The organism is Streptococcus sp. S1, assembly GCF_034137685.1.
In the GTDB taxonomy this organism is placed as follows: Bacteria; Bacillota; Bacilli; order Lactobacillales; family Streptococcaceae; genus Streptococcus; species Streptococcus dentalis.
In genome coordinates this window covers 1,943,156-1,966,757 of record NZ_CP139418.1, presented here as the reverse complement: position 1 = coordinate 1,966,757, position 23,602 = coordinate 1,943,156, and the positions used below count along the sequence as shown (strand labels likewise).

28 protein-coding genes are annotated in these 23,602 nt (G+C 41.5%); 19 read left to right on the top strand and 9 right to left on the bottom strand.

Annotated features, from left to right (window positions below; genetic code table 11):
* The first annotated feature begins 12 nt into the window (after positions 1 to 12).
* From fabG to SM121_RS09645, 7 genes are all read left to right on the top strand, one after another.
* On the top strand, positions 13 to 747 hold the full coding sequence (gene fabG / locus SM121_RS09675; RefSeq protein WP_003010456.1) for a 3-oxoacyl-[acyl-carrier-protein] reductase: 735 nt from the start codon (positions 13 to 15) through the stop codon (positions 745 to 747).
* Between the two features lie 61 nt (positions 748 to 808).
* Entirely contained in the window at positions 809 to 2,041 is a 1,233-nt protein-coding gene (fabF, locus tag SM121_RS09670) for a beta-ketoacyl-ACP synthase II (protein WP_003010454.1), read from the top strand.
* Positions 2,042 to 2,044: 3 nt separating this feature from the next.
* The gene (gene accB / locus SM121_RS09665) at positions 2,045 to 2,533 is read left to right on the top strand and encodes an acetyl-CoA carboxylase biotin carboxyl carrier protein (protein WP_003010451.1); all 489 of its coding nucleotides are present in this window, start codon (positions 2,045 to 2,047) and stop codon (positions 2,531 to 2,533) included.
* Positions 2,530 to 2,955 carry a 3-hydroxyacyl-ACP dehydratase FabZ gene (gene fabZ, locus SM121_RS09660; RefSeq protein ID WP_003004019.1) on the top strand — a complete coding sequence of 142 codons (426 nt, stop codon included), beginning with the start codon at positions 2,530 to 2,532 and terminating at the stop codon, positions 2,953 to 2,955. Before accB ends, fabZ begins: the two co-directional genes overlap by 4 nt.
* Positions 2,956 to 2,968: 13 nt before the next feature.
* Complete coding sequence (locus tag SM121_RS09655) at positions 2,969 to 4,333, top strand: acetyl-CoA carboxylase biotin carboxylase subunit (RefSeq protein WP_003003860.1); 1,365 nt, start codon at positions 2,969 to 2,971, stop codon at positions 4,331 to 4,333.
* A 103-nt stretch (positions 4,334 to 4,436) separates the two neighbouring features.
* Entirely contained in the window at positions 4,437 to 5,303 is an 867-nt protein-coding gene (accD, locus tag SM121_RS09650; RefSeq protein ID WP_320910912.1) for an acetyl-CoA carboxylase, carboxyltransferase subunit beta, read from the top strand.
* Positions 5,296 to 6,066 (top strand): acetyl-CoA carboxylase carboxyl transferase subunit alpha, encoded by a 771-nt coding sequence (locus SM121_RS09645; protein WP_021154504.1) that lies wholly within the window; start codon positions 5,296 to 5,298, stop codon positions 6,064 to 6,066. Before accD ends, SM121_RS09645 begins: the two co-directional genes overlap by 8 nt.
* A gap of 42 nt (positions 6,067 to 6,108) precedes the next feature.
* Here the strand turns inward: SM121_RS09645 and serS are convergent, their stop codons facing one another.
* The 7 genes from serS to SM121_RS09610 form a co-directional block, all read right to left on the bottom strand.
* A complete protein-coding gene (gene serS, locus SM121_RS09640) occupies positions 6,109 to 7,386 on the bottom strand; it encodes a serine--tRNA ligase (RefSeq protein WP_003018473.1) in 1,278 nt (425 codons plus the stop codon).
* A 217-nt stretch (positions 7,387 to 7,603) separates the two neighbouring features.
* Positions 7,604 to 7,972: a DUF956 family protein gene (locus SM121_RS09635; protein ID WP_023920226.1), complete on the bottom strand. Its 369-nt coding sequence runs from the start codon at positions 7,970 to 7,972 to the stop codon at positions 7,604 to 7,606.
* A gap of 80 nt (positions 7,973 to 8,052) precedes the next feature.
* The gene (locus SM121_RS09630) at positions 8,053 to 8,964 is read right to left on the bottom strand and encodes a PTS system mannose/fructose/sorbose family transporter subunit IID (protein ID WP_003010435.1); all 912 of its coding nucleotides are present in this window, start codon (positions 8,962 to 8,964) and stop codon (positions 8,053 to 8,055) included.
* Positions 8,965 to 8,982: 18 nt separating this feature from the next.
* Positions 8,983 to 9,786, bottom strand: a complete 804-nt coding sequence (locus SM121_RS09625) for a PTS mannose/fructose/sorbose transporter subunit IIC (protein WP_048789380.1) — start codon at positions 9,784 to 9,786, stop codon at positions 8,983 to 8,985.
* Positions 9,787 to 9,813: 27 nt separating this feature from the next.
* Positions 9,814 to 10,803, bottom strand: a complete 990-nt coding sequence (locus SM121_RS09620) for a PTS sugar transporter subunit IIB (protein ID WP_031575194.1) — start codon at positions 10,801 to 10,803, stop codon at positions 9,814 to 9,816.
* A 373-nt stretch (positions 10,804 to 11,176) separates the two neighbouring features.
* Entirely contained in the window at positions 11,177 to 12,199 is a 1,023-nt protein-coding gene (gene adhP, locus SM121_RS09615; protein ID WP_320910911.1) for an alcohol dehydrogenase AdhP, read from the bottom strand.
* Between the two features lie 190 nt (positions 12,200 to 12,389).
* Positions 12,390 to 13,202 (bottom strand): Cof-type HAD-IIB family hydrolase, encoded by an 813-nt coding sequence (locus SM121_RS09610; protein ID WP_320910910.1) that lies wholly within the window; start codon positions 13,200 to 13,202, stop codon positions 12,390 to 12,392.
* A 175-nt stretch (positions 13,203 to 13,377) separates the two neighbouring features.
* On the opposite strand from SM121_RS09610, the gene SM121_RS09605 reads away from it, so the two are divergent.
* The 4 genes from SM121_RS09605 to lytR all read left to right on the top strand — a co-directional run bounded on the left by SM121_RS09605 (position 13,378) and on the right by lytR (position 17,163).
* Positions 13,378 to 14,799: an NCS2 family permease gene (locus tag SM121_RS09605; RefSeq protein WP_070464909.1), complete on the top strand. Its 1,422-nt coding sequence runs from the start codon at positions 13,378 to 13,380 to the stop codon at positions 14,797 to 14,799.
* Positions 14,800 to 14,977: 178 nt separating this feature from the next.
* Positions 14,978 to 15,433: a tRNA (adenosine(37)-N6)-threonylcarbamoyltransferase complex ATPase subunit type 1 TsaE gene (gene tsaE, locus SM121_RS09600; protein ID WP_003012535.1), complete on the top strand. Its 456-nt coding sequence runs from the start codon at positions 14,978 to 14,980 to the stop codon at positions 15,431 to 15,433.
* Complete coding sequence (locus SM121_RS09595) at positions 15,426 to 15,956, top strand: GNAT family N-acetyltransferase (protein WP_003012634.1); 531 nt, start codon at positions 15,426 to 15,428, stop codon at positions 15,954 to 15,956. The genes tsaE and SM121_RS09595 overlap by 8 nt, the downstream gene beginning before the upstream one ends.
* Before the next feature lie 13 nt (positions 15,957 to 15,969).
* Complete coding sequence (lytR, locus tag SM121_RS09590) at positions 15,970 to 17,163, top strand: glycopolymer--peptidoglycan transferase LytR (protein WP_155127756.1); 1,194 nt, start codon at positions 15,970 to 15,972, stop codon at positions 17,161 to 17,163.
* A 21-nt stretch (positions 17,164 to 17,184) separates the two neighbouring features.
* Here the strand turns inward: lytR and SM121_RS09585 are convergent, their stop codons facing one another.
* Positions 17,185 to 17,475, bottom strand: coding sequence for a hypothetical protein (locus tag SM121_RS09585; RefSeq protein WP_003012641.1), 291 nt, complete (start codon positions 17,473 to 17,475; stop codon positions 17,185 to 17,187).
* Between the two features lie 12 nt (positions 17,476 to 17,487).
* On the bottom strand, positions 17,488 to 17,901 hold the full coding sequence (locus SM121_RS09580) for an HIT family protein (protein ID WP_129299731.1): 414 nt from the start codon (positions 17,899 to 17,901) through the stop codon (positions 17,488 to 17,490).
* A gap of 67 nt (positions 17,902 to 17,968) precedes the next feature.
* Between SM121_RS09580 and SM121_RS09575 the strand changes: the two genes are divergently transcribed.
* The 8 genes from SM121_RS09575 to SM121_RS09540 all read left to right on the top strand — a co-directional run bounded on the left by SM121_RS09575 (position 17,969) and on the right by SM121_RS09540 (position 23,586).
* Positions 17,969 to 18,700, top strand: coding sequence for an ABC transporter ATP-binding protein (locus SM121_RS09575; RefSeq protein WP_223345670.1), 732 nt, complete (start codon positions 17,969 to 17,971; stop codon positions 18,698 to 18,700).
* Positions 18,697 to 19,752 carry an ABC transporter permease gene (locus tag SM121_RS09570; RefSeq protein WP_272108659.1) on the top strand — a complete coding sequence of 352 codons (1,056 nt, stop codon included), beginning with the start codon at positions 18,697 to 18,699 and terminating at the stop codon, positions 19,750 to 19,752. Before SM121_RS09575 ends, SM121_RS09570 begins: the two co-directional genes overlap by 4 nt.
* A 40-nt stretch (positions 19,753 to 19,792) precedes the next feature.
* On the top strand, positions 19,793 to 20,587 hold the full coding sequence (ccrZ, locus tag SM121_RS09565) for a cell cycle regulator CcrZ (protein ID WP_023920250.1): 795 nt from the start codon (positions 19,793 to 19,795) through the stop codon (positions 20,585 to 20,587).
* Positions 20,584 to 21,219, top strand: a complete 636-nt coding sequence (gene trmB, locus SM121_RS09560; protein ID WP_023920251.1) for a tRNA (guanosine(46)-N7)-methyltransferase TrmB — start codon at positions 20,584 to 20,586, stop codon at positions 21,217 to 21,219. The genes ccrZ and trmB overlap by 4 nt, the downstream gene beginning before the upstream one ends.
* A gap of 97 nt (positions 21,220 to 21,316) precedes the next feature.
* A complete protein-coding gene (gene rimP / locus SM121_RS09555; protein WP_070449014.1) occupies positions 21,317 to 21,796 on the top strand; it encodes a ribosome maturation factor RimP in 480 nt (159 codons plus the stop codon).
* 44 nt (positions 21,797 to 21,840) lie between these two features.
* Complete coding sequence (nusA, locus tag SM121_RS09550; RefSeq protein ID WP_320910909.1) at positions 21,841 to 22,983, top strand: transcription termination factor NusA; 1,143 nt, start codon at positions 21,841 to 21,843, stop codon at positions 22,981 to 22,983.
* 14 nt (positions 22,984 to 22,997) lie between these two features.
* Entirely contained in the window at positions 22,998 to 23,294 is a 297-nt protein-coding gene (rnpM, locus tag SM121_RS09545; RefSeq protein ID WP_003003906.1) for an RNase P modulator RnpM, read from the top strand.
* Complete coding sequence (locus SM121_RS09540; RefSeq protein ID WP_003003969.1) at positions 23,287 to 23,586, top strand: YlxQ-related RNA-binding protein; 300 nt, start codon at positions 23,287 to 23,289, stop codon at positions 23,584 to 23,586. Before rnpM ends, SM121_RS09540 begins: the two co-directional genes overlap by 8 nt.
* Positions 23,587 to 23,602 lie beyond the last annotated feature (16 nt).

Genomic DNA, 23,602 nt, shown 5'->3' with positions numbered 1-23,602 from the left:
AACGAGGTAAAGATGGAACTTAAAAATAAAAATGTTTTTGTAACAGGTTCAACACGCGGAATTGGATTGGCTGTGGCTCATAAATTTGCGAGTCTCGGTGCTAATGTTGTCCTAAATGGACGTTCTGAAATTTCTGAGGACTTGCTTGCGCAGTTTGCTGACTATGGTGTGACTGTTGTTGGTATTTCTGGGGATATTTCTAATGGCGAAGATGCGCAACGTATGGTAGCTGAAGCAATTGAAAAGCTTGGAAGTGTTGATGTTTTGGTCAATAACGCTGGCATCACAAACGACAAGTTGATGTTGAAAATGACTGAAGAAGATTTTGAACGGGTCTTGAAAATCAACTTGACAGGTGCCTTTAATATGACTCAAGCTGTCTTAAAACCGATGTCTAAAGCTCGTCAAGGGGCCATTATCAACATGTCCTCTGTTGTTGGTCTAATGGGGAATATCGGTCAAGCTAACTATGCGGCTTCAAAAGCTGGTTTGATTGGTTTCACTAAATCAGTAGCGCGTGAAGTTGCGGCTCGTGGCGTTCGTGTGAATGCCATTGCACCTGGTTTCATTGAATCAGATATGACTGATGCTATTCCAGAGAAAATGAAAGATGCCATGCTAGCTCAAGTGCCAATGAAACGAATTGGTCAAGCTGAAGAAGTGGCAGAAGTTGCGGCTTTCTTAGCAGGTCAAGAATATTTAACTGGTCAAACAATTGCCATTGATGGCGGAATGACTATGCAATAATGAATGCTCACTGATCGAAAATCACTTACTTAAATATCCATCCGACAAAAGGAGAATATATATGTCTACAAATCGTGTTGTTGTTACAGGTTATGGTGTAACCTCACCAATCGGAAATACACCAGAAGAATTTTGGAATAGCCTTCATGAAGGAAAAATTGGAATCAAGCCCATTACGAAATTTGATGCTTCTGAAATTCCAGTCTTTAATGCTGGTGAAATTCAAGATTTCCCATTCGATAAATATTTCGTGAAAAAAGATCAAAATCGTATGGATACTTACTCATTGTATGCAATCTATGCTGCGATGGAAGCTATTGAAAATTCAGGCTTGAACATGGAAGAAGAAGACCGCGATCGTGTAGGTGTGATTGTATCATCTGGTATCGGTGGTTTACAAGAATTGGAAGATCAAATTATCCGGATGCATGAACGTGGGATGAAGAGAATCCAACCAATGTTTATTCCAAAAGCTCTTTCAAACATGGGTGCTGGAAACATCGCACTTAAGATTGGGGCTCAAGGGGTATGTAAATCCGTGACAACAGCTTGTGCTTCTGCTAATGATGCAATTGGTGAAGCTTTCCGTGAGATTAAATTTGGTATGCATGATGTTGTTTTGGCAGGTGGTGCTGAAGCTTCGATTACTAAGATTGGTATCGGTGGTTTCAATGCTCTTACGGCCCTTTCAACAACGGAAGACCCAGAACGTTCCTCTATTCCATTTGACAAAGACCGCAATGGTTTTGTGATGGGTGAAGGTGCAGGGGTTCTTGTCATCGAAAGTTTGGAACATGCTCAAAAACGTGGTGCTAATATTTTGGCTGAAATTGTTGGTTACGGTTCAAACTGTGATGCTTACCATATGACAACACCAACACCAGATGGTTCAGGTGCGGCCAAAGCGATTAAATTAGCGATCAATGAAGCGGGTATCAAGCCTGAAGATGTCGATTATGTCAATGCGCATGGTACATCTACACCTGCCAATGAGAAAGGTGAAAGCGGAGCTATTGTTTCTGTACTTGGTAAAGAAGTTCCTGTATCATCTACTAAATCATTTACAGGACACTTGTTAGGTGCTGCTGGTGCAGTTGAAGCGATTGCTACTATCGAAGCGATTCGTCACAGCTTTGTACCAAAAACTGCTGGTACTAAAGAATTGTCTGACTATATCGAAGCAAACGTTGTTTATGGTGAAGGTCAAGAAGCGGATATTCAGTACGCTATCTCAAATACCTTTGGTTTTGGAGGACACAATGCTGTTCTGGCCTTTAAACGTTGGGAGGGTTAATTCATGAATATTTCTGAAATCAAAGATTTGTTGGCTCAATTTGATGCGTCAACTTTGCGTGAATTCTCATATAAAAATAATGGCGAAGAATTGAATTTGAGTAAAAACCAAACGAGTTCAGTTGCGGCTACACCGGTTGCTCCTGCAGTTGAAGTGGTAGCAGCCCCTCAAACTCCTGTAGTAGCCCCTGTTGTTGAAGCACCAGCAACTCCAGCTGTAGCGGCTGAACCAGTTGCTGCTCCAGCTCAGGCTGCAGAAGGTGATGTGGTTGAAAGTCCATTGGTTGGGGTGGCTTACTTGTCACCAGCTCCGGATAAACCAGCCTTTGTATCTGTAGGAGATAAGGTTACTAAGGGTCAAACACTCTTGATTATCGAAGCTATGAAAGTGATGAATGAAGTCCCAGCACCAAAAGATGGGGTAGTCACTGAAATTTTGGTAACGAATGAAGAAATGGTTGAATTTGGAAAAGGATTGGTTCGAATCAAATGACAATTGATATTAATGCTATTCGTGAGGCTTTGCCGCATCGTTACCCAATGCTTTTGGTGGATCGCGTTTTAGAAACAAGTGAAGATACGATTGTTGCCATTAAAAACGTGACAATTAATGAACCATTTTTTAATGGACATTTTCCACAATATCCTGTTATGCCAGGTGTTCTCATCATGGAAGCTTTGGCACAAACAGCAGGTGTACTAGAGTTGTCAAAACCTGAAAATAAAGGAAAATTAGTCTTTTATGCAGGGATGGACAAGGTGAAGTTTAAAAAACAAGTCGTTCCAGGAGATCAACTGGTGATGACAGCTACTTTTGTCAAACGTCGTGGAACAATTGCTGTTGTTGAAGCGAAAGCAGAAGTAGACGGTAAGCTTGCAGCTTCAGGAACGCTTACGTTTGCAATTGGAAATTAAGAAAGGCCTATCTATGTTTCGTAAGATCTTAATCGCCAATCGTGGTGAGATTGCAGTTCGTATTATTCGTGCGGCTCGTGAACTTGGCATCGAGACGGTTGCAGTGTATTCTACTGCTGATAAAGAAGCCTTGCATACCTTACTAGCGGATGAAGCAGTCTGTATTGGACCTGCTAAATCAACAGAGTCTTATTTGAATATGAGTGCTGTCTTGTCTGCAGCTGTTCTAACAGGAGCAGAAGCTATCCATCCTGGTTTTGGATTTTTAAGTGAAAACTCAAAATTTGCGACCATGTGTGAGGAAGTGGGCATTAAATTTATTGGTCCTTCTGCTAAAGTCATGGATTTGATGGGGGATAAGATTAATGCTCGTAAACAGATGATCAAAGCAGGAGTGCCTGTTATTCCTGGATCAGATGGTGAAGTGTATACTGCTGAAGAAGCCCTCGAGATTGCAGAACGTATTGGTTACCCTGTTATGTTGAAAGCATCTGCAGGAGGCGGTGGTAAGGGAATTCGGAAGGTTGAAAAACCAGAAGATTTGGTTGCTGCTTTTGAATCTGCTTCCTCAGAAGCTCAAGCTGCTTTTGGGAATGGTGCCATGTATATGGAACGGGTGATTTATCCGGCACGCCACATTGAAGTACAGATTTTAGCGGATCAGCATGGACATGTCATTCACTTAGGTGAACGCGATTGTTCTCTTCAACGAAATAACCAAAAAGTTCTAGAAGAATCCCCTTCGATTGCTATTGGAAAAACTCTTCGTAATCAAATTGGTTCTGCTGCTGTTCGTGCAGCTGAATCAGTTGGGTACGAGAATGCTGGAACGATTGAATTCTTGTATGATGAAGGCAAGGGTGAGTTCTACTTTATGGAAATGAATACCCGTGTGCAAGTAGAGCATCCTGTCACGGAATTTGTAACAGGAGTTGATATCGTTAAGGAACAGATTAAAATCGCAGCTGGCCAAGAATTATCCGTTACTCAAGAGGATATTGTCATTAAAGGCCATGCGATTGAATGCCGGATCAATGCGGAAAATCCTTCCTTTAACTTTGCACCAAGCCCAGGTAAGATCACTAATCTCTATCTTCCAAGTGGTGGGGTTGGCTTGCGTGTGGATTCTGCTGTGTATCCTGGTTATACGATTCCACCATACTATGATAGTATGATTGCCAAGATCATTGTCCATGGTGAAAATCGCTTTGATGCACTGATGAAAATGCAGCGTGCTCTTTATGAGTTGGAAATCGATGGTGTCACAACCAATAGCAGTTTCCAGTTGGATTTGATTTCAGATTCACATGTGATCGCTGGTGATTATGACACTGCATTTTTGATGGAACAATTCCTTCCAAATTATAATAAGGAATGATGAAAAAGCCTGGACTTGTGAGGGAAGTATGAACATCATCTTCACAGTTTCAGGCTTTTATAGTAATGCTGCAGATACTGTAGTATATTATAAGGAGTAAGTAATGGCATTATTTTCTAAAAAAGATAAATATATTCGGATCAATCCGAATAGGTCAGCCTGGAAGGAGCCTCAGCCAAAACCTGAAGTTCCTGATGAACTATTTTCACAATGCCCAGGTTGTAAACATACCATTTACCAAAAGGATTTAGGTAGTGAACGGGTATGCCCAAACTGTGGCTATACCTTCCGTATTTCTGCTAAAGAACGCTTGGCGCTGACAGTGGATCCAGCTAGCTTTGAAGAAATGTTTATAGGAATCGAAACGACAGATCCTTTGAATTTCCCAAATTATAAGAAAAAACTAGCAGCAGTGAGGGAAATGACAGGACTGGATGAAGCTGTCCTGACTGGAACTGCCTTGATTAAAGGGCAAAAAGTTGCGCTTGGGATCATGGATTCCAACTTTATCATGGCTTCAATGGGTTCTGTAGTAGGTGAAAAAATTACTCGTTTATTTGAATTTGCGACAAAAGAAAAATTGCCAGTTGTTCTATTTACCGCTTCTGGTGGTGCTCGGATGCAAGAAGGAATCGTGAGTTTGATGCAAATGGCGAAAATTTCTGCGGCTGTTCAACGCCATTCCAAAGAAAAATTATTCTATTTGACGGTATTGACAGATCCGACAACTGGTGGGGTGACAGCCTCATTTGCTATGGAAGGTGATATTATCATGGCAGAGAGTCAAGCCTTGGTCGGGTTTGCTGGTCGACGCGTGATCGAATCAACTGTGCGTGAAAAATTGCCTGATGATTTCCAAAAAGCAGAATTTCTACAAGAACATGGATTTGTAGACTTGATCGTGGAGAGAAGTCAAATCCGAGCGACAGTTGGACAATTATTAGCCCTTCATGGAGGTAAACATGAGTAAAATAACACAGATTATTAAAGAGGCACGTGACCAAGGAAGATTGACTGCGCTTGATTTTGCTCAAGGAATTTTTGATGATTTTATCGAATTGCATGGAGATCGAAACTTCCGTGATGATGGTGCGGTGATTGGTGGGATTGGACGCTTAGGCGATCAAACGGTTACAGTCGTTGGAATCCAAAAAGGAAAAAATCTTCAGGATAATCTAAAACGTAATTTTGGGCAACCACATCCAGAAGGCTATCGAAAAGCTTTGCGTCTCATGAAGCAAGCGGAGAAATTTGGCCGTCCAGTTGTGACCTTTATCAATACAGCGGGTGCTTATCCCGGTGTTGGTGCTGAAGAACGAGGACAAGGGGAAGCCATTGCCCGCAACCTCATGGAAATGAGTGATCTAAAAGTTCCAATTATCGCGATTATCATCGGAGAAGGTGGCTCTGGTGGTGCCTTGGCTCTTGCTGTGGCAGATAAGGTCTGGATGCTTGAGAACTCCATCTATGCGGTCTTGAGTCCAGAAGGTTTTGCCTCTATTCTTTGGAAAGATGGAAGTCGTGCCATGGAAGCAGCAGAGTTGATGAAGATTACTTCTCACGAATTGTTAAATATGGAAATTGTCGATAAGGTGATTCCCGAGCATGGATTTTCAAATGGAGAACTACTGGCTCAAGTGAAGAAGGAATTACAGGAAGAGTTAAAGGTTTTACAAGCTTTACCTCTCGAAGAGCTTCTGGAGCAACGCTACCAACGTTTTCGTAAATATTAAAAAACTGAGCTTGCAATTTGCAAGACTCAGTTTTTTTAAACTTTATTTTGGTGCGATGACTTCTGCGCCACCCATGTATGGGCGAAGGACTTCTGGAATGGTCACAGAACCGTCTTCGTTTTGGTAGTTTTCAAGAATAGCAGCGACGGTACGTCCGACTGCCAATCCAGAACCGTTCAAAGTGTGAAGGAGTTTTACCTTGCCATCTGCTTCATCACGGTAGCGGATTTGCGCACGGCGAGCTTGGAAATCTTCTGTATTGGAACAGCTTGAGATTTCACGGTAGGTGTTTTGCGCTGGAATCCATACTTCCAAGTCATAAGTCTTGGCAGCTGAGAAGCCCATGTCTCCCGTTGAGAGAGCTACCACACGGTATGGAAGGTTGAGTTTTTGAAGGATATTTTCAGCATTGACAACCATTTTTTCCAATTCATCATATGATTCTTCTGGTTTGGCAAATTTCACCATTTCAACCTTATGGAATTGGTGCAAACGGATCAAGCCACGGGTATCACGACCGGCTGAACCAGCTTCTGAACGGAAAGATGGACTCATAGCGGTGAAGTAGATTGGAAGATCTTTCCCATCAAGAATTTCATCGCGATAGTAGTTTGTCAAAGGAACTTCAGCTGTTGGAATGAGGACATAATTGGTATCGCTAAGTTCAAAAGTATCTTCCTTGAATTTTGGATATTGACCAGTACCAAACATAGAATCATGGTTGACCATGTAAGGAGGGATGACTTCAGTGTAGCCTTCCTTGCCATGTTCATCCAACATGAAGTTGTAGATAGCGCGTTCTAAGCGAGCTCCAAGTCCTTTGTAGAAGAGGAAACGAGCACCAGTGACTTTAGCCCCGCGTTCCCAGTCAAGGATATCAAGGTCTTCTCCTAAATCCCAGTGAGCTTTTGGTTCGAATCCAAATTCGCGCGGTGTTCCCCAACGGCGAACCTCAACGTTGTCATCCTCATCCGCTCCAACAGGGACACTGTCAGCAGGGATGTTTGGAAGGGTAGTAGTGAATTCAGTTAATTTGGCATCGATTTCAGCCAATTCTGTATCCAATGCTTTGACTTCTGCAGAGAGGGTTTGCATGGCAGCAATCTTATCATCTGCATTTTCCTTGTTGCGTTTAGCTTGTGCGATTTCAGCAGATACAGTGTTACGCTCTGCTTTGAGATTTTCTACTTTGACTAAGATATCTCGACGTTTAGCATCGATTTCTTTCATTTCATTCAAAATAGCTGCATCTACGCCACGTGTTGCCAATTTTTTAGCAACAGCATCAAAGTCTGTACGAATTCGTTTAATATCTAACATAGCTTCTCCTTTAACAAAAAACACACCTGTTAGAGTGTTGGAGTGGCAGAGCCACGGTTCCATCCAACTTCACAGGTGTGCACTTGATTCGATATTGTATTTTAAAGAAACGGTAGAATTTCAATTAAGATTTCTATCTGCTCGCAGCAACCGCAGACTTTCTGAAAGAACCTCTTAACTTACTTATCCGTTTGCGTCTATTATACAAGAAAAGATCCTATTTTGCAAATAGATTTTTAATTTTAGCCGTGATGATTTGGATCAACGTAGGAAGTTTGACAATTTTATCATTTCCTAGATGTTCCCGAGCAATCTTTAAAATTTTTCCAGAGTCTTTTGAAGCAAAGAGAAATTTTGATTCTCTGGTATAGATTTCAAAATGGCGGCTAATTTTACGTCCGGATACATTGGCTCCGATTCGCTCGATTTCTTGCCAGGGAATTTGGATGTAGTCTTCTACATTTGCATCCGCATAAAATTCAAAAGCGGCATTCCCGACTAGGATTTTTCCAACCTTTCCCCCCACTCCAAGGTAAGAAACCCCTGTAGTATGGAATTCAACGGTTTTATTCAATGATTGAGCCATGAGATCCTCCTGTATTGCTGTTCACTCCATTATATCATAATAAAAAGAAGGCTGAAACCTTCTTTTTAGTTGATCTTTGCTTACATCAAGCCCGCAACGTGTGCTAATACACCGATTACAAAGAGAGCGATGATGATGGTGATTGGAGATACTTTTTTCTTCAACAACCACATACAAGCAAAAGTAAGAAGTAATCCCATCAAACCAGGAATCAATGAATCCAAGTTTTGTTGGAAAGTTGTAACTTTTTCAGGTGTTTGAGATAGACCTGAGCCAACTTGAGCGAAGGCTTCTTGGATACCCTTGTATCCTTCAGGAAGTTTATCCCAGTGGATATAAGCTTTGTCGTCTAATTTGACAGAAGAAACATTAAAGATGAATTTAATAGATACCCAACGTTCTACCAAGACAGCGAGGATGAACATCCCAAGGATAGAAGCCCCTTTAGTGATGTCTTGCAAGATCCCACCAGACATATCTTTGGTAATTTCAGAACCTGCTTTGTAACCAAGTTCTTGCGTGTACCACAAGAAGGCCATACGAATCGCATTCCATGCGATAAAGAAGATGAGTGGGCCAAGGATGTTACCAGATGCAGCAAGTGATGCACCAAGGGCACCAAGGATAGGACGTACTGTAAACCAGAAGACTGGATCTCCGATACCCGCCAAAGGACCCATCATACCAATTTTAACCCCTTGGATGGCAGCATCGTCAATAGCGGCACCGTTTGCTCTTTCTTCTTCAAGAGCAAGCGTTACCCCGATGATAGGAGCGGCAACGTATGGGTGAGTGTTAAAGAATTCCATGTGACGCTCAAGAGCAGCCGCTTGGTCTTCTTTCTTTGTGTAGAGTTTTTTGATAGCTGGGATCAATGAGTATGCCCAACCCAAGTTTTGCATCCGTTCATAGTTCCAAGAACCTTGCAAGAAGGTTGAACGCCACCAAACTTTTTGACGATCTGATTTAGATAATTGTAATTTTTCAGTCATGATAGTGTCACACCTTTCTTAATAGTCTTCGAGAATGTCGCCAATTGGATCGTTAGAAGTAGCGGCACCGCCACCTCCATTGCCACCTTTCTTAGAAAGAGTAAGGTAGATCAAGGCAAGGGCAACACCAATTGCTCCAAGAGCGATCAAAGTTAATTGGCTAACGGCTGCAAGAGCAAAACCGATGGCAAAGAATGGCCATACTTCACGGCTCGCCATCATGTTGATAACCATGGCATAACCAACGGCTACAACCATACCACCACCGATTTGCATTCCATCAGAGAGCCATTTTGGCATTTGTTCAAGAGCAGTTTTGACAGTTTCAGCAGGAATCATCAACAAGAGGGCTGCAGGAATGGCGATACGAAGACCTTGAAGAAGAAGGGCCACAAAGTGAGCGCGTTCTACACCTTTGATATCCCCTTTTCTAGCAGCAGCGTCGGCAGTGTGAACCAAACCAACGGAAAGGGTACGGACGATCATGGTCAAGAAAAGACCAGCAACTGCAAGTGGAATAGCGACACCTTGAGCGACAGCGATTCCTTTTGTACTGAAGTCTCCCCCAAGTACCATGATGATGGCAGCAGCGACAGATGCAAGGGCAGCATCGGGTGCAACTGCGGCACCAATGTTTGCCCAGCCAAGTGCAATAAATTGAAGTGAACCACCAAGCATAATGCCAGCAGTCAAATTACCTGTTACCAAACCGATTAAGGTACAAGCAACAAGGGGTTGGTGGAATTGGAATTGGTCAAGGATACCTTCAAGACCTGCTAAGAAGGCAACAACGACCACTAATACCATAGAAATAATAGACATGTTTAAAATCCTTTCGTAAGTAATCGATTATTGAACGTTAGCTTTGTTAATTAAGTCAAACAAATCTTTCTTAGAGTCATTTGGCACTTTACGGACGTCAAATTCTACTCCAAGATCACGCATTTTTTCAAATGTAGCCACATCATCTTTATCCATTGATAACACATTGTTCACCATGGTTTTACCAGTTGAGTGGGCCATTGAACCAACGTTCAAGGTTTTAATCGGAACACCACCTTCGATGGCGCGAAGAGCATCTTGAGGTGTTTCAAATAAGATCAAAGCATGGGTATTTCCAAAACGTGGATCTTTTGCAACGTCGATCAATTTTTGAATTGGGACAACGTTTGCTTTCACACCATTTGGTGCCGCTTGTTTGATCAATTCCTTACGGAGTTCATCTTTGGCAACAGAATCTGAAGCAACAATGATCCGATCGGCTTTTGAATCAGGTGTCCAAGCAGTTGCCACTTGTCCATGAAGAAGACGTGTATCTAAGCGGGCAAGGTTAATCTTGAGTTTTCCATCTCCGATAACTGTTCCTTCTGGAATAGCAGCTTGGGCTACAGGAGCAGCAGCGGCTGTACTAGCTTCTTCAACAGGATTCAATTCTTCTGGAAGGGCTTTGACACCGTCTTTTGCTTCCTTAATGATGTTTGCAGCGACTTTATCAACGCCGGCATTTGCATCCATCAAACGTTCTGTATAAGCTTGAATCAACATCGGAAGGTTTAATCCTGTAATGATCGCAAATTTACGATCTGGATTTTCTCCCATGACGCGACTTGCTTGGTTAAATGGAGAACCACTCCAAAGGTCAGCCAAAACCAAGACTTCATCTTCTGCATCAAATGCGGCAACAGCTGCATTGAATTTAGCATAGAGATCATCCGGGCCTTCACTTGGCATGAACGTAACCACTTGAACTTTCTCTTGATCCCCAAAGATCATCGAGCCGGATTGGTGGATTCCAGCTGCAAATTCACCGTGGCTAGCAATAATGATACCAATACTCATTATTGACATTCCTCCTTATAAAATTTGTTTGACTTTCAGTTTAAGAAAACTTTAAGCTACTTTATTATAAATCGTTTCCACACTTAAGTCAATTTTTCTATCAAAATCTCGATGTAAAAACATTGATTTACTATGTTAAATTATCGTTAGATAGAAAAAGAATGCTCTTGAATGAATTTTGTTTATTACTTGTTGATGCTTAAAAAATCAATAATAGAGATGTTTTATAGGATTTGGTTCTCAATGAAAAGATTCCGAGAATCAAACGATATTCTCGAAAACAAAAATAAATATATAACAAATTGTATATAAGAGTGATTGAGAACACTCAAAAAGACTAGCCCAGTTGGGCTAGTCCTGTAGGTTCAGTTGTTTAGTTTGTAAAGTCAAGTACCATACGTCCTTGAATGGTTCCGGCTTCCATTTCGTCAAAGACTTTGACAGCATCTTCCACTGGACGTTTTTGAACGACAGGGACTACCAAGCCTTCTGCCCCAAATTGGAAAGCTTCTTCCAAGTCTTTACGAGTTCCTACAAGAGAACCAATGACTTGGATACCATCTAATACCGTTTTCACAATGCTGAGGTCCATCATTTCAGAAGGAAGACCAACTGCGATCACGCGGCCACCTGCACGAACAGAATCTACTGCTTGGTTGAAAGCTACTTTAGAAACAGCTGTTACGACAGCAGAGTGAGCTCCACCATTTGTTTTTTCTTTGATCAATCCTGGGACATCTTCGACTTCACGACCATTAATGACAAAGTCTGCCCCAACTTCTTTAGCCAATTCGAGTTTATCATTGTTGATATCAACAGCGATGACATGAGCGTTGAAGACTTTCTTGGCATATTGAACAGCTAAGTTACCCAAGCCACCAGCTCCATAGATAACGATCCATTGGCCTGGTTCAGCTTTGGCTTCTTTGATAGCTTTGTAGGTTGTAACACCGGCACAGGTAATAGAAGAAGCTTGGGCTGGATCTAATCCCTCTGGTACTTTTACTGCGTAGTCTGCAGTTACGATACATTGTTCAGCCATTCCTCCATCAACAGAGTAACCTGCATTTTTAACAGTCCGACAAAGAGTCTCGCGACCAGTTGTACAGTATTCACAAGTTCCACATCCTTCGAAGAACCAAGCAACACTGACACGATCCCCAACTTTAAGGCTCTTGACATCTGGAGCAACTTCTTTCACAAGTCCGATTCCTTCGTGTCCAAGAACACGGCCTGGAACTTTACCGAAGTCTCCATGTGCGACGTGCAAGTCAGTGTGGCAGACACCACAGTATTCGATTTGAACAAGAGCTTCCCCTGTTTCAAGTGGTCGCATTTCTTTGTTCGCAACAATTTCAACACCAGTACCTTCTGGATTTACAACAACAGCTTTCATTTTGTTCCTCCTTAAGTGAACGAGAAGTGGTTTAGTATTATTGAAAGCGCTTCTTTAATAACTATGTTAATAATATCACAAACTAGATGACAAAGCAATGAAAAAAATGGAAAAATAGGGGGGTATTGATTAACCGATTAAGTATTTAGGGTAGAAAAAGACATGAGGGGATAACTCATGTCTGTTCCTATTATAAGAATAATTGAATTAATTGGCGCGCGACACCATCTTCGTTATTGGTGAAATCTGTGACGGAGTCTGCATAAGGGAGAAGGACGGAGCTAGCATTTTTCATGGCGTATCCATGACCAGCGAGAGCTAGCATCTCAGTATCATTGTGCTCGTCTCCAAAGGCAATCAAATCCTTCTGATCCATATTGAGTTTATCTAGAAGGTAGGTCAGAGCGGATGCTTTGGTTACATTTTTGGGATTGCATTCCAGAATATTTAAGGGACCACCCCAAGTATTGATTGACAGATTGTAGTCATAATGCCGATTCATTTCATCTGCCAGAGCATATTTGTCTTCCGCTTTCGTTTGAAAGAGGATACAGTTTGGGTCGCTCGTTACCCGCTCGGGATTGAATTGATTTTCTGGTTGGAAAGATTCAATACCGAATAATTTAGGGTCTGCAACGTGCTCATTTGGATCAGTAATAAAGAATTTATTGCGGTATTCGCCAGCTATAAAGTCCGCTTGGATGGTGTCTCGGTTAGCGACCATATCTAGCAGGTATTTTTTATCTAAAGTCAAACATTGTTCATCCGCCCATTTTTTCTCAGGTAGATGCGTAAGAGAACCATTAAAATTGATCATTGGAGTATCTAGCTCTAGTTGTTTGTAGTAGGTATGTGCCATACGGTAGGGGCGTCCTGTTGTAATAATGATTTTATGGCCAAGAGCACTAATTTTTTTAATCGTATCAATGGTAAAGTCGCTCAATTTGCTTTCGGAATTTAAGAGGGTGCCGTCTAAATCTAGAGCGATCATCTTTTTATGCATAATTCGGTTCCTTTCGAGAAGAATGAGACCATTATATCAGAAAAATCGGAAAAGCGCTCAAAAATCGAGAAGAGAAGTAGGATTTCTTGAAAGGCGAAAGATCTTTTGGTAAAATAGAAATAACGTTCGCAAATTGATTGGGAGCGAGAATGATGAAAAAGGAGTTTATTCTGAAATGGATAAGTTTTTTAAACTTTCAGAACATGGAACCACTGTTCGGACAGAGGTTCTTGCTGGTTTGACAACCTTTTTTGCGATGAGTTATATCCTCTTCGTAAACCCTCAAATGTTGTCACAAACAGGTATGCCAGCTCAAGGAGTCTTCCTTGCAACGATTATTGGATCCGTTGTCGGGACCTTGATGATGGCTTTTTATGCCAATTTACCTTATGCACAAGCACCTGGGATGGGCTTGAATGCCTTCTTTACCTTTACCGTTGTATTTGGTATGGGCTACTCATGGCAGGAAGCTTTGGGAATGGTCTTCATTTGTGGTGTGATTTCATTGATTATCACATTGACAAATGTTCGAAAGATGATCATTGAATCAATTCCGACCGCTCTTCGGTCTGCTATTTCAGCGGGGATCGGGATTTTCTTGGCTTATGTTGGGATTAAGAATGCAGGATTTTTGAAATTCACGATTGATCCTCATACCTATACAGTGGTCGGGGAAGGAGCAGATAAGGCGAATGCAACGATCTCAGCCAATGCATCTGCTGTTCCTGGATTGGTTGATTTTAACAATCCGGCTGTCCTCTTGGCTCTTGTTGGTCTTGCGATTACTATTTTCTTTGTTGTCAAAGGAATTAAGGGAGGGATTATCCTTTCTATCTTAGCAACGACTGTGCTTGGAATTCTCATCCATGTGGTTGATATCACTAAAATTGACTTTGCAAGTAACCATCTAGGAGCTGCCTTTAATGATTTAGGCACGATCTTTGGTCAAGCTTTGGGATCAAAAGGATTGGGTTCGTTGATTTCCAATACGTCTCGTTTGCCTGAGACCTTAATGGCAATTTTAGCCTTCTCCTTGACTGATATTTTTGATACAATTGGAACTTTAATCGGTACGGGTGAAAAAGTTGGGATTGTTGCGACAAATGGGGAAAACCATCAATCAGCGAAATTAGATAAGGCCCTCTATTCAGACCTTGTAGCGACTTCAGTCGGAGCTATTGCAGGAACTTCAAACGTAACGACGTATGTTGAATCTGCAGCTGGTATTGGAGCTGGTGGACGCACTGGTTTGACAGCCTTGGTTGTGGCAATCTGTTTTGCTATTTCAAGTCTCTTTAGTCCTTTGTTGGCGATTGTACCGACCGCTGCTACAGCTCCAATTTTGATTGTTGTTGGGATCATGATGTTGAGTGGATTGAAAAATATCCATTGGGAAGATATGTCAGAAGCAGTTCCTGCCTTCTTCACCTCTATCTTTATGGGCTTCAGCTACTCGATTACACAAGGGATCGCTGCTGGATTTATCACCTATAGCTTGGTGAAGGTGGTTAAAGGACAAGCCAAAGAAGTGCACAGCATGATTTGGATTTTAGATGTTCTCTTTATTTTAAACTACGTTAGCATGGCCTTGAATTAAGCATCAGGAAAGTGCCAAAAAGGAATGGGAGTTGTCTCCCATTCCTTTTTAGATGGATTGAGGGAATTAATGGGAGAGTTTCCTGTTTTCTTTGATTTCTTTTTCTCAAAAACAAACCGGAGTCGAACATTTTCTAAAAGAAAGAGCAGATTTTTAAAAAGTTTGGTATAATAGAGAAATGATTAGTCACAATGAAACGGAGCTGATCGCTCTAGGAAAACAGCTAGGAAAACTCATAGAAAAGCAAGACGTGATCATCTTATCAGGTGATCTAGGGGCAGGAAAAACGACCTTTACTAAAGGAATTGCAAAGGGGTTAGGGATTGATCAGATGATTAAAAGCCCGACTTATACCATTGTTCGTGAATACGAAGGTCGCTTGCCTTTATACCATTTGGATGTTTACCGGATTGGAAATGATCCAGATTCTATTGATTTAGATGATTTTCTATTTGGAGATGGGGCTACCATTATTGAATGGGGAGAGCTGATTGAGCCGAGTCTTTCGGATGCTTATCTAAAAATTTTTATCCGAAAATTGGAAGATGGGAGAGAGTTAGCTTTTGAAGCTCATGGAGCGCGTGCAGAAGCTTTACTAGCATCCTTTGAGCAGGTGGAAAAAACCGATGACTAAGGAAAAGGAAGTGACGTTAGAAATACGGCAAGCTGAAAGTGCAGACGCAGCTCTTGTCATTGATTTCTTAAATCAAGTTGGAAAAGAGTCGGACTACATGACGCTAGATGAAACTGGGATTGGCATGACTCTAGCAGACATGGAGCATTTTCTAATGGTGCAAGAGATGTCGGATAACCGGATTTGCCTCTTGCTATTTCTAGATCAGGAATTGGTAGCTTTGTTAAATATCACTGCGGCTTCTAAACGGTCCACTCAGCATATTGGTGATGTCTTTATTGTGGTTCAAAAAGCTTATTGGAATCAAGGGCTTGGACAGATCTTGCTGGAAGAAGGAATTGAGTGGGCACACTCGACCGGTATTCTTCGGAAACTAGTCTTGAATGTCCAAGTGCGCAATGAACGGGCGGTTCACCTGTATAAAAAGTTAGGTTTTGAGATCGAAGGTTGCCAAGCTCGTGGAGCTTGTTCAGCTGAAGGAGAATTTTTAGATGTTTACCTTATGGGGAAACTGATAGATTAGAGAGAGATTCTATATGGTTAAAAAAATTATTTTGATGTTTTTGAGCTTATTGACGGTAACAGTGATTGGGGTCGGAGCCTATGGCCTTACCATCCTTAATCAGACGACGGGGGCACTCAGTAAGACCTATAAGAGCTTTGGAAATGAGACCAATGTCATTGCAGAAAACAAGCCGATGACCATCCTTTTGATGGGGGTTGATACAGGTAGTGGTTCTAGGGAAGATCCTTGGGCTGGAAATAGTGATACCATGATTTTGGTGACTGTTAATCCTCAAACAAAAGAAACAACCATGACGAGCTTGGAAAGAGATATCCTAACCAATATTACTTCAGATGGTGAAACGGTCCAAGCAAAATTGAATTCGGCTTATGCTCAAGGTGGTGCCAAGTTAGCCATTAAGACCATTCAAGATCTTTTGAATATCCATATTGACCGCTATGTCATGATCAATATGAAGGGATTGGTTCAATTAGTGGATAAGGTTGGTGGGATCACGGTTAACAATCCATTTGACTTCGATATCTCGATTGAGGAAAATGAGCCAGAATATACGGCTAAAATCGCACCAGGACGTCAGGAAATTAATGGGGACCAAGCACTCGTTTACTCACGGATGCGCTACCAAGACCCGGAAGGAGACTATGGGCGTCAAAAACGCCAACGTGAAGTGATTAAAAAAATTGTTGAGAAAGTTTTAAGCCTCAATAGTTTGAGTCACTACAAAGGAATTATTGAGTCTGTTAGTGACAATATGCAAACCAACATTTCACTTGATAGCAACAGTCTTCTTCAATTACTCGGATATAAAGACGCCCTTTCAACGATTCATCAGTATCAGCTGAAAGGAGAAGATGCGACCTTGGCAGATGGTGGAAGTTATCAGATTGTCACTTCAAAACATCTCTTGAAAATTCAAAATATCATCCGCAAAGCTTTAGGAAAGAAAGAAATTAAAACACTGAAAACAAATGCTTACTTATTGGATGGAGACGAAGAGTTGAAGAATTCTTCTTCTCAAAATGATACTCCAGTAGCAACATCTGAGGAAGCACCTGTTTACCAAGAGTATAACCAACTACCAGTTGTACCATCAACCCAGGATACAGGTGTAGTGACACCTCAAAGTTCCGTTGCTCCTGTAACGCCAGTTGCCCCTGCAGCTACAGAGTCGAGCAGTGTGACACCTACGGTACCTTCAGAATAAGAAAAAAACGATTGAGTTTTCTCAATCGTTTTTACTTGGTTGCCAGATGTCTTGAATTTCTTTTAGAGAGGCTGTTGCTTGTTGACTAAATAGTTTGGTCTTGTATTGGAAATCCGTTACCAATTCTTGAAGATTGGTTTTTTGGTCTTGGATAATATCCAGATTGCGTTGGATTTTTGCTAGGTTATCTTGAATTCCCTTGACCAATTGGCTGGATTCAGTCACCTCTGTTTTAATTTCTTTGCGGTTTTTTACTAGGTGGTAGCTAATGCTAGCTCCTGTTGCAAACCAAAAGAGATTTTTGAGTTTCATATGGCCTCCTTTTTAACTGTTTTTGATGGTTTCTGCGAGAACTGCTAGTTGTTCAAAATTAGGCTCGTGTTCAGTAAAAGAAATGGCAAGCTCATCTTGATCGGAATAGCGAGGGATAATGTGGACATGTGTGTGAAATACGGTTTGTCCAGAAACCTCTTCCATGTTGCTGATGATATTCATTCCCTTAGCTTGGGTAGCAGCTTCTACTTTTTTAGCAACTATAGAAACACGTGCAAATAGTTGAGCTGTGGCGGTTTCGTCCATCTCTAAGAGGTTGCGAGCGTGTTTTTTTGGAACTACTAACGTATGACCTGGTGTAACCTGAGAGATGTCCAAAAATGCGAGGACTTCCTCGTCCTCATAGACTTTGGAGGAAGGAATGTCGCCAGCTATAATCTTACAAAAAATACAATCGTCAACCATAAATACACCTCATTTAGACTAAATTTTGTTATAATATAAGAACATTATACCAGAAATCGGAGAAAATATGTTAGAAATCAACAAGTTGACAGGGGGCTATGTCAATATCCCTGTCCTGAAAGAGGTGAGTTTTTCAGTTCCGGATGGCCAACTGATTGGTTTGATTGGACTAAATGGAGCTGGGAAGTCAACCACGATTAATGAAATTATTGGTCTCCTGCATCCTTATGCTGGGGAAGTACGGATTGACGGCTTGAGTCTTCCAGAAGCTCCAACTGACTATCGTAAAAAAATCGGCTATATTCCAGAAACTCCTAGCCTATATGAAGAATTAACCTTGAGAGAGCATATCGAGACCGTAGCTATGGCCTATGATTTAGACATGGATCAGGTCATGGTGCGCGTCCAGCCTTTGTTGGAACGATTTCGTTTGGCTGAAAAATTAGATTGGTTCCCGACCCAGTTTTCAAAAGGGATGAAGCAAAAGGTCATGATTATTTGTGCCTATGCAGTGGATCCAAGTCTTTATATTGTCGATGAACCCTTTTTGGGATTGGATCCTGTTGCGATTGCAGATTTGATTCAGTTATTGGCAGATGAGAAAGCAAAAGGAAAATCGATTTTGATGAGTACCCACGTTCTGGATTCGGCTGAAAAGATGTGTGATGGTTTTGTAATCCTCCATAAGGGGCAGATTCGAGCAAAAGGGACCTTAGATGAGTTGCGTTCAACTTTTGAGGATGAGAAAGCAAGTCTAAATGATATCTACATGACCTTGACAGAAGAGGAAACAGCATGAAAGAGTTGATGAAAAAACGGCAAGAAACGTTTCGAACTCAATGTGTAAAATATAGTCGCTATGTTCTCAATGATCATTTCGTCCTCTTTATGCTGATTTTCATAGGATTTTTGGCGGTTCAATACAGCCAATTCTTACAAGATCTCCCCAAAGATACAAGCCTGATCCGCTGGAGTCTCATGATTGGTTTGCTCCTCTTGGTTCCGATAGGCTCTATTGCGACCTACTTAGAGAAGCCCGATGCTTTATTCCTTTTGGTAAAGGAAGAGGAAGTGAAAAACTATATCAAAGGGCAGGTCAGGAAGTCTTTTGTATTTTGGCTTTTGATTCAAAGTGTTATCCTTCTATTATTTGTGCCTCTTCTTCTGGCAACGGGGCTGGGTAACCTTGCTATTGTAGCCTATATCCTTGTCTTAGGGGTGGCTAAAGGGGCTGTTTTTAGCTGGAAGGAAGCGCGTTTCTACCAGGATGGAAATTTGAATTGGACCTTGGCCATTGCTCGTGAGAATGCAAGGAAACAATTGATTCTTCGTTTCTTTGCCTTGTTTACAACGGTGAAAGGCATTACCAACAGTGTTAAAAGAAGAGCTTACTTGGATGGTTTCTTAGGGCTTCTTCCCAAAACACATGGGAATACTTGGCTTCACTTGTATATGCGCTCCTTCCTACGGAATGGAGATATTTTCTCTATGACCCTACGGCTCTTGGCTCTTTCCATTCTTGCCATGATCTTTATTCCTCAACCTCTCGTGGTGATTGCGCTTGTAGCCTTGCTCAATTACTTAATTATTTTTCAATTACTGGGGCTTTATAGTGCTTTTGATTACCAACCGTTGACCCTTCTTTTCCCGATGAAAAGGGGCAGTAAAAAGGCAGGGTTAAATAAAACGATTCAGCTGGTCATGGGGATGATAACGGTGATAGAAGGGGGAATTGGCCTGGTCTTTATATCAGATAAAGTCCTGTTACTAGGCTTATTAGCTTATACAGTTGCTTTAACCCTGCTCTATCTTCCATTTAAAATGGCGCGCTTGGTTGACGAAAGTCGTTAAAATTAGTAAAATAGATTGGAAACTTTTTACGGAGGAAAAGATGGACTCGAATGAAAAAGAGCTAAGCCTCACCCCAATTCCTGGGAAGAGTGGGAAGGCCTACATGGGGACCTACCCAGATGGTGGGCGCGTTTTTGTAAAAATGAATACGACCCCAATCCTTGCGGGTCTAGCAAAAGAACAGATTGCTCCTCAATTGTTATGGAGTCGACGTTTGCCAGATGGAAATGTGATGAGTGCCCAAGAATGGTTGAATGGGGAGATTCTCACGCCAAATGGAATGTCAAAAAAACAAGTGGTCAATATTTTAACGAGATTGCACCGTTCTAGACCTTTGATGACCCAATTAAAGAAACTTGGGTATCCTGTGGAATCTCCTTTAGAGTTACTCAATTCTTGGAGTAACCGGTTGCCAATTGCCCTACGTCAGAACCACTACATCCAATCAGTCGTAAAGAATTTACGGAAGACAGTGCCAGCCTTTCGGGAGGATTATGCGACGATCGTCCATGGGGATGTCCGTCATAGTAACTGGATTGAGACAGAGAGCGGCTTGATTTATCTAGTCGATTGGGATTCCGTTCGTTTAACTGACAGGATGTTGGATGTGGCGCATATCTTGAGTCACTATATTCCAGATTCCAATTGGCGCGATTGGTTAGGTTATTATGGTTACAAGTACAACCAAAAGGTGTTTGATAAACTCTATTGGTTTGGTCAATACTCCTTCTTGTGGCAAATTGCTAAATACTATGAAAATAATGATTTAGAAAATGTCAATCGCGAGATCTATGCTCTGCGCAATTTCCGGTTGAAATATGGAAAGGAAATATGAGAGTTAGAAATCGTAAAGGAGCGACAGAATTACTAGAAGCCAATCCACAATATGTGGTCCTAAATCCAGAAGATGCTAAGGGAAAATGGCATGGGATTTTCGGAAATGACCACCCCATCCATATTGAAGTGGGAAGTGGAAAAGGAGCCTTTATTACTGGGATGGCTAAGGCCAATCCAGAGATCAACTACATCGGAATTGATATTCAAAAATCGGTCTTGAGCTATGCTTTAGATAAGGTCTTAGAAGCTGATGTTCCTAACATTAAATTGCTTTGGGTAGATGGGGATAGCTTGACCAACTATTTTGAAGATGGTGAAATTGATCAACTCTATCTGAATTTTTCAGATCCATGGCCAAAGAAACGTCATGAAAAACGTCGCTTGACTTACAAGACCTTCCTAGACACCTTTAAACAAATTCTTCCAGAACATGGGGAGATTCACTTTAAAACAGACAACCGAGGTTTGTTTGAATACAGTTTGGTGAGCTTTTCGCAATATGGAATGACTTTGAAGGGAGTCTGGTTGGACCTTCATGCTAGTGATTTCGAGGGGAATGTCATGACCGAATATGAGAAGAAGTTCTCAAGTAAAGGTCAGGTCATTTACCGTGTAGAAGCACAGTTTTAGCATATTCCTTGCAATCGTTGGGGAATCGTGCTATAATACACTAAATGAATAGAAAAGGAGAGGCGGGGAAATATCTTCGCCTCTTATCTATGAGGAGGTGGCAACCATCGCAACGATTGTTGACTTAGTAACAGAAGTGATTCAGCCAGCTATAAAGGAACCATTTGAATTGGTCGATGTTGAATATGGCAAAATGGGTGGTGACTACGTCTTAAGCATTTTCGTAGACAAACCAGAAGGAATCACACTGAATGATACAGCGGATTTGACAGAAATCATCAGTCCGCTATTGGATCAAATCAAACCAGACCCATTTCCAGAACAGTACTTTTTAGAAGTCACCAGTCCTGGCTTGGAGAGACCTTTGAAAACCAAGGAAGCACTCGAGGGAGCTGTTGGTAAGTACGTCAATATTAGCTTGTACAAGGCTGTTGAAAAGCAAAAGGTCTTTGAGGGGAACCTAATAGGTTTTGAAGAGGATGTTTTGACCATTGAGTATATGGATAAAACACGAAAGAAAACAGTGGATATTCCTTATAACCTTGTGTCCAAAGCAAGGTTGGCTGTAAAATTGTAACAGAATGAAAGAAAGGATGCCTTTATAGAAGAGGCAAGAAAAACATGAGTAAAGAAATGCTAGAAGCCTTCCGCATTTTGGAAGAAGACAAAGGGATCAAAAAAGAAGATATCATCGAAGCAGTCACAGAATCATTGCGTTCAGCTTATCGCCGTCGTTATGGACAATCAGAAAGTGCAGCGATTGAATTCAATGAAAAAACTGGAGATTTCCGTGTTTATACGGTTCGTGAAGTAGTCGATGAGGTCTTTGATAGCCGTTTAGAAATCAGCTTGAAGGATGCCTTGGCCATTAGCTCTGCTTATGAGTTGGGTGACAAGATCAAGTTTGAAGAAGCACCAGCTGAATTTGGTCGCGTAGCAGCTCAATCTGCCAAACAAACCATCATGGAAAAAATGCGGAAGCAAACGCGCACCATCACCTATAACACTTATAAAGAGCATGAAAATGAAATCATGAGTGGAACGGTGGAGCGCTTTGATAATCGTTTTATCTATGTTAATCTTGGTTCGATCGAAGCACAATTGTCTAAGCAAGACCAAATCCCGGGTGAGGTATTCCAATCTCATGACCGGATCGAAGTTTTTGTCTACAAGGTAGAAGATAACCCACGTGGCGTCAATGTCTTTGTTAGTCGGAGCCACCCTGAAATGATCAAACGTTTGATGGAACAAGAAATTCCTGAAGTTTATGATGGTACTGTTGAGATTATGAGTGTCGCGCGCGAAGCTGGAGATCGTACAAAAGTTGCGGTTCGTAGCCATAATCCAAACGTAGACGCGATTGGGACGATCGTTGGTCGTGGTGGATCGAACATTAAAAAGATTACCAGCAAATTCCACCCAGCTCGATACGATCAAAAATTAGACCGAATGGTTCCGACAGAAGAAAATATCGATGTGATCGAGTGGGTTCCAGATCCAGCTGAATTTATCTACAATGCGATCGCTCCTGCAGAAGTGGACCAAGTTATTTTTGATGACGAAGATAGCAAACATGCTCTCGTTGTGGTACCAGATAATAAATTATCTCTTGCCATCGGTCGTCGTGGTCAAAACGTTCGTTTGGCTGCTCATTTGACCGGTTACCGCATCGACATCAAATCTGATAGTGAGTTCGAAGAAATGGAAGTAGCTCAAGAAACTTTTGAAGACCAAGTAGAAAGTAGTCAAGAGCAAGTCGATTAAGAGAGGAAGGGAAAATGGTAAAAACAAGAAAAATCCCTTTAAGAAAATCTGTCGTTTCAAATGAAATTATTGATAAGCGCGATTTGCTCCGCATTGTCAAAAATAAAGAAGGACAAGTCTTTATCGATCCAACTGGCAAAGCCAATGGTCGAGGTGCTTACATCAAGCTAGACAATGAAGAAGCGACACTTGCTAAGAAAAAGAAAGTTTTTAATCGTAGCTTTAATATGGAAGTGGAAGAAGCTTTCTATGATGAATTGATCGCTTATGTAGATCATAAGGTGAAGAGAAGAGAGTTAGGCCTTGAATAAGCAAAAGATAAGTAATTTGTTGGGCTTGGCGCAAAGAGCAGGAAAACTCATTTCTGGAGAAGAACTCGTGATCAAAGCAATCCAGGAAGAAAAAGCAAAATTAGTTTTTCTGGCAAATGATGCAGCTAGTAACCTGACAAAAAAGGTGACAGATAAGGGTCGCTATTATGAGGTTCAAGTATCTACCGTGTTTTCAACACTAGAATTAAGCACTGCAATCGGACGTGCCCGTAAGGTCGTCGCCGTTGTAGATGCTGGATTTTCAAAGAAAATGAGGTCTCTTATGGAATAGAAGAGGAGGACAGCAA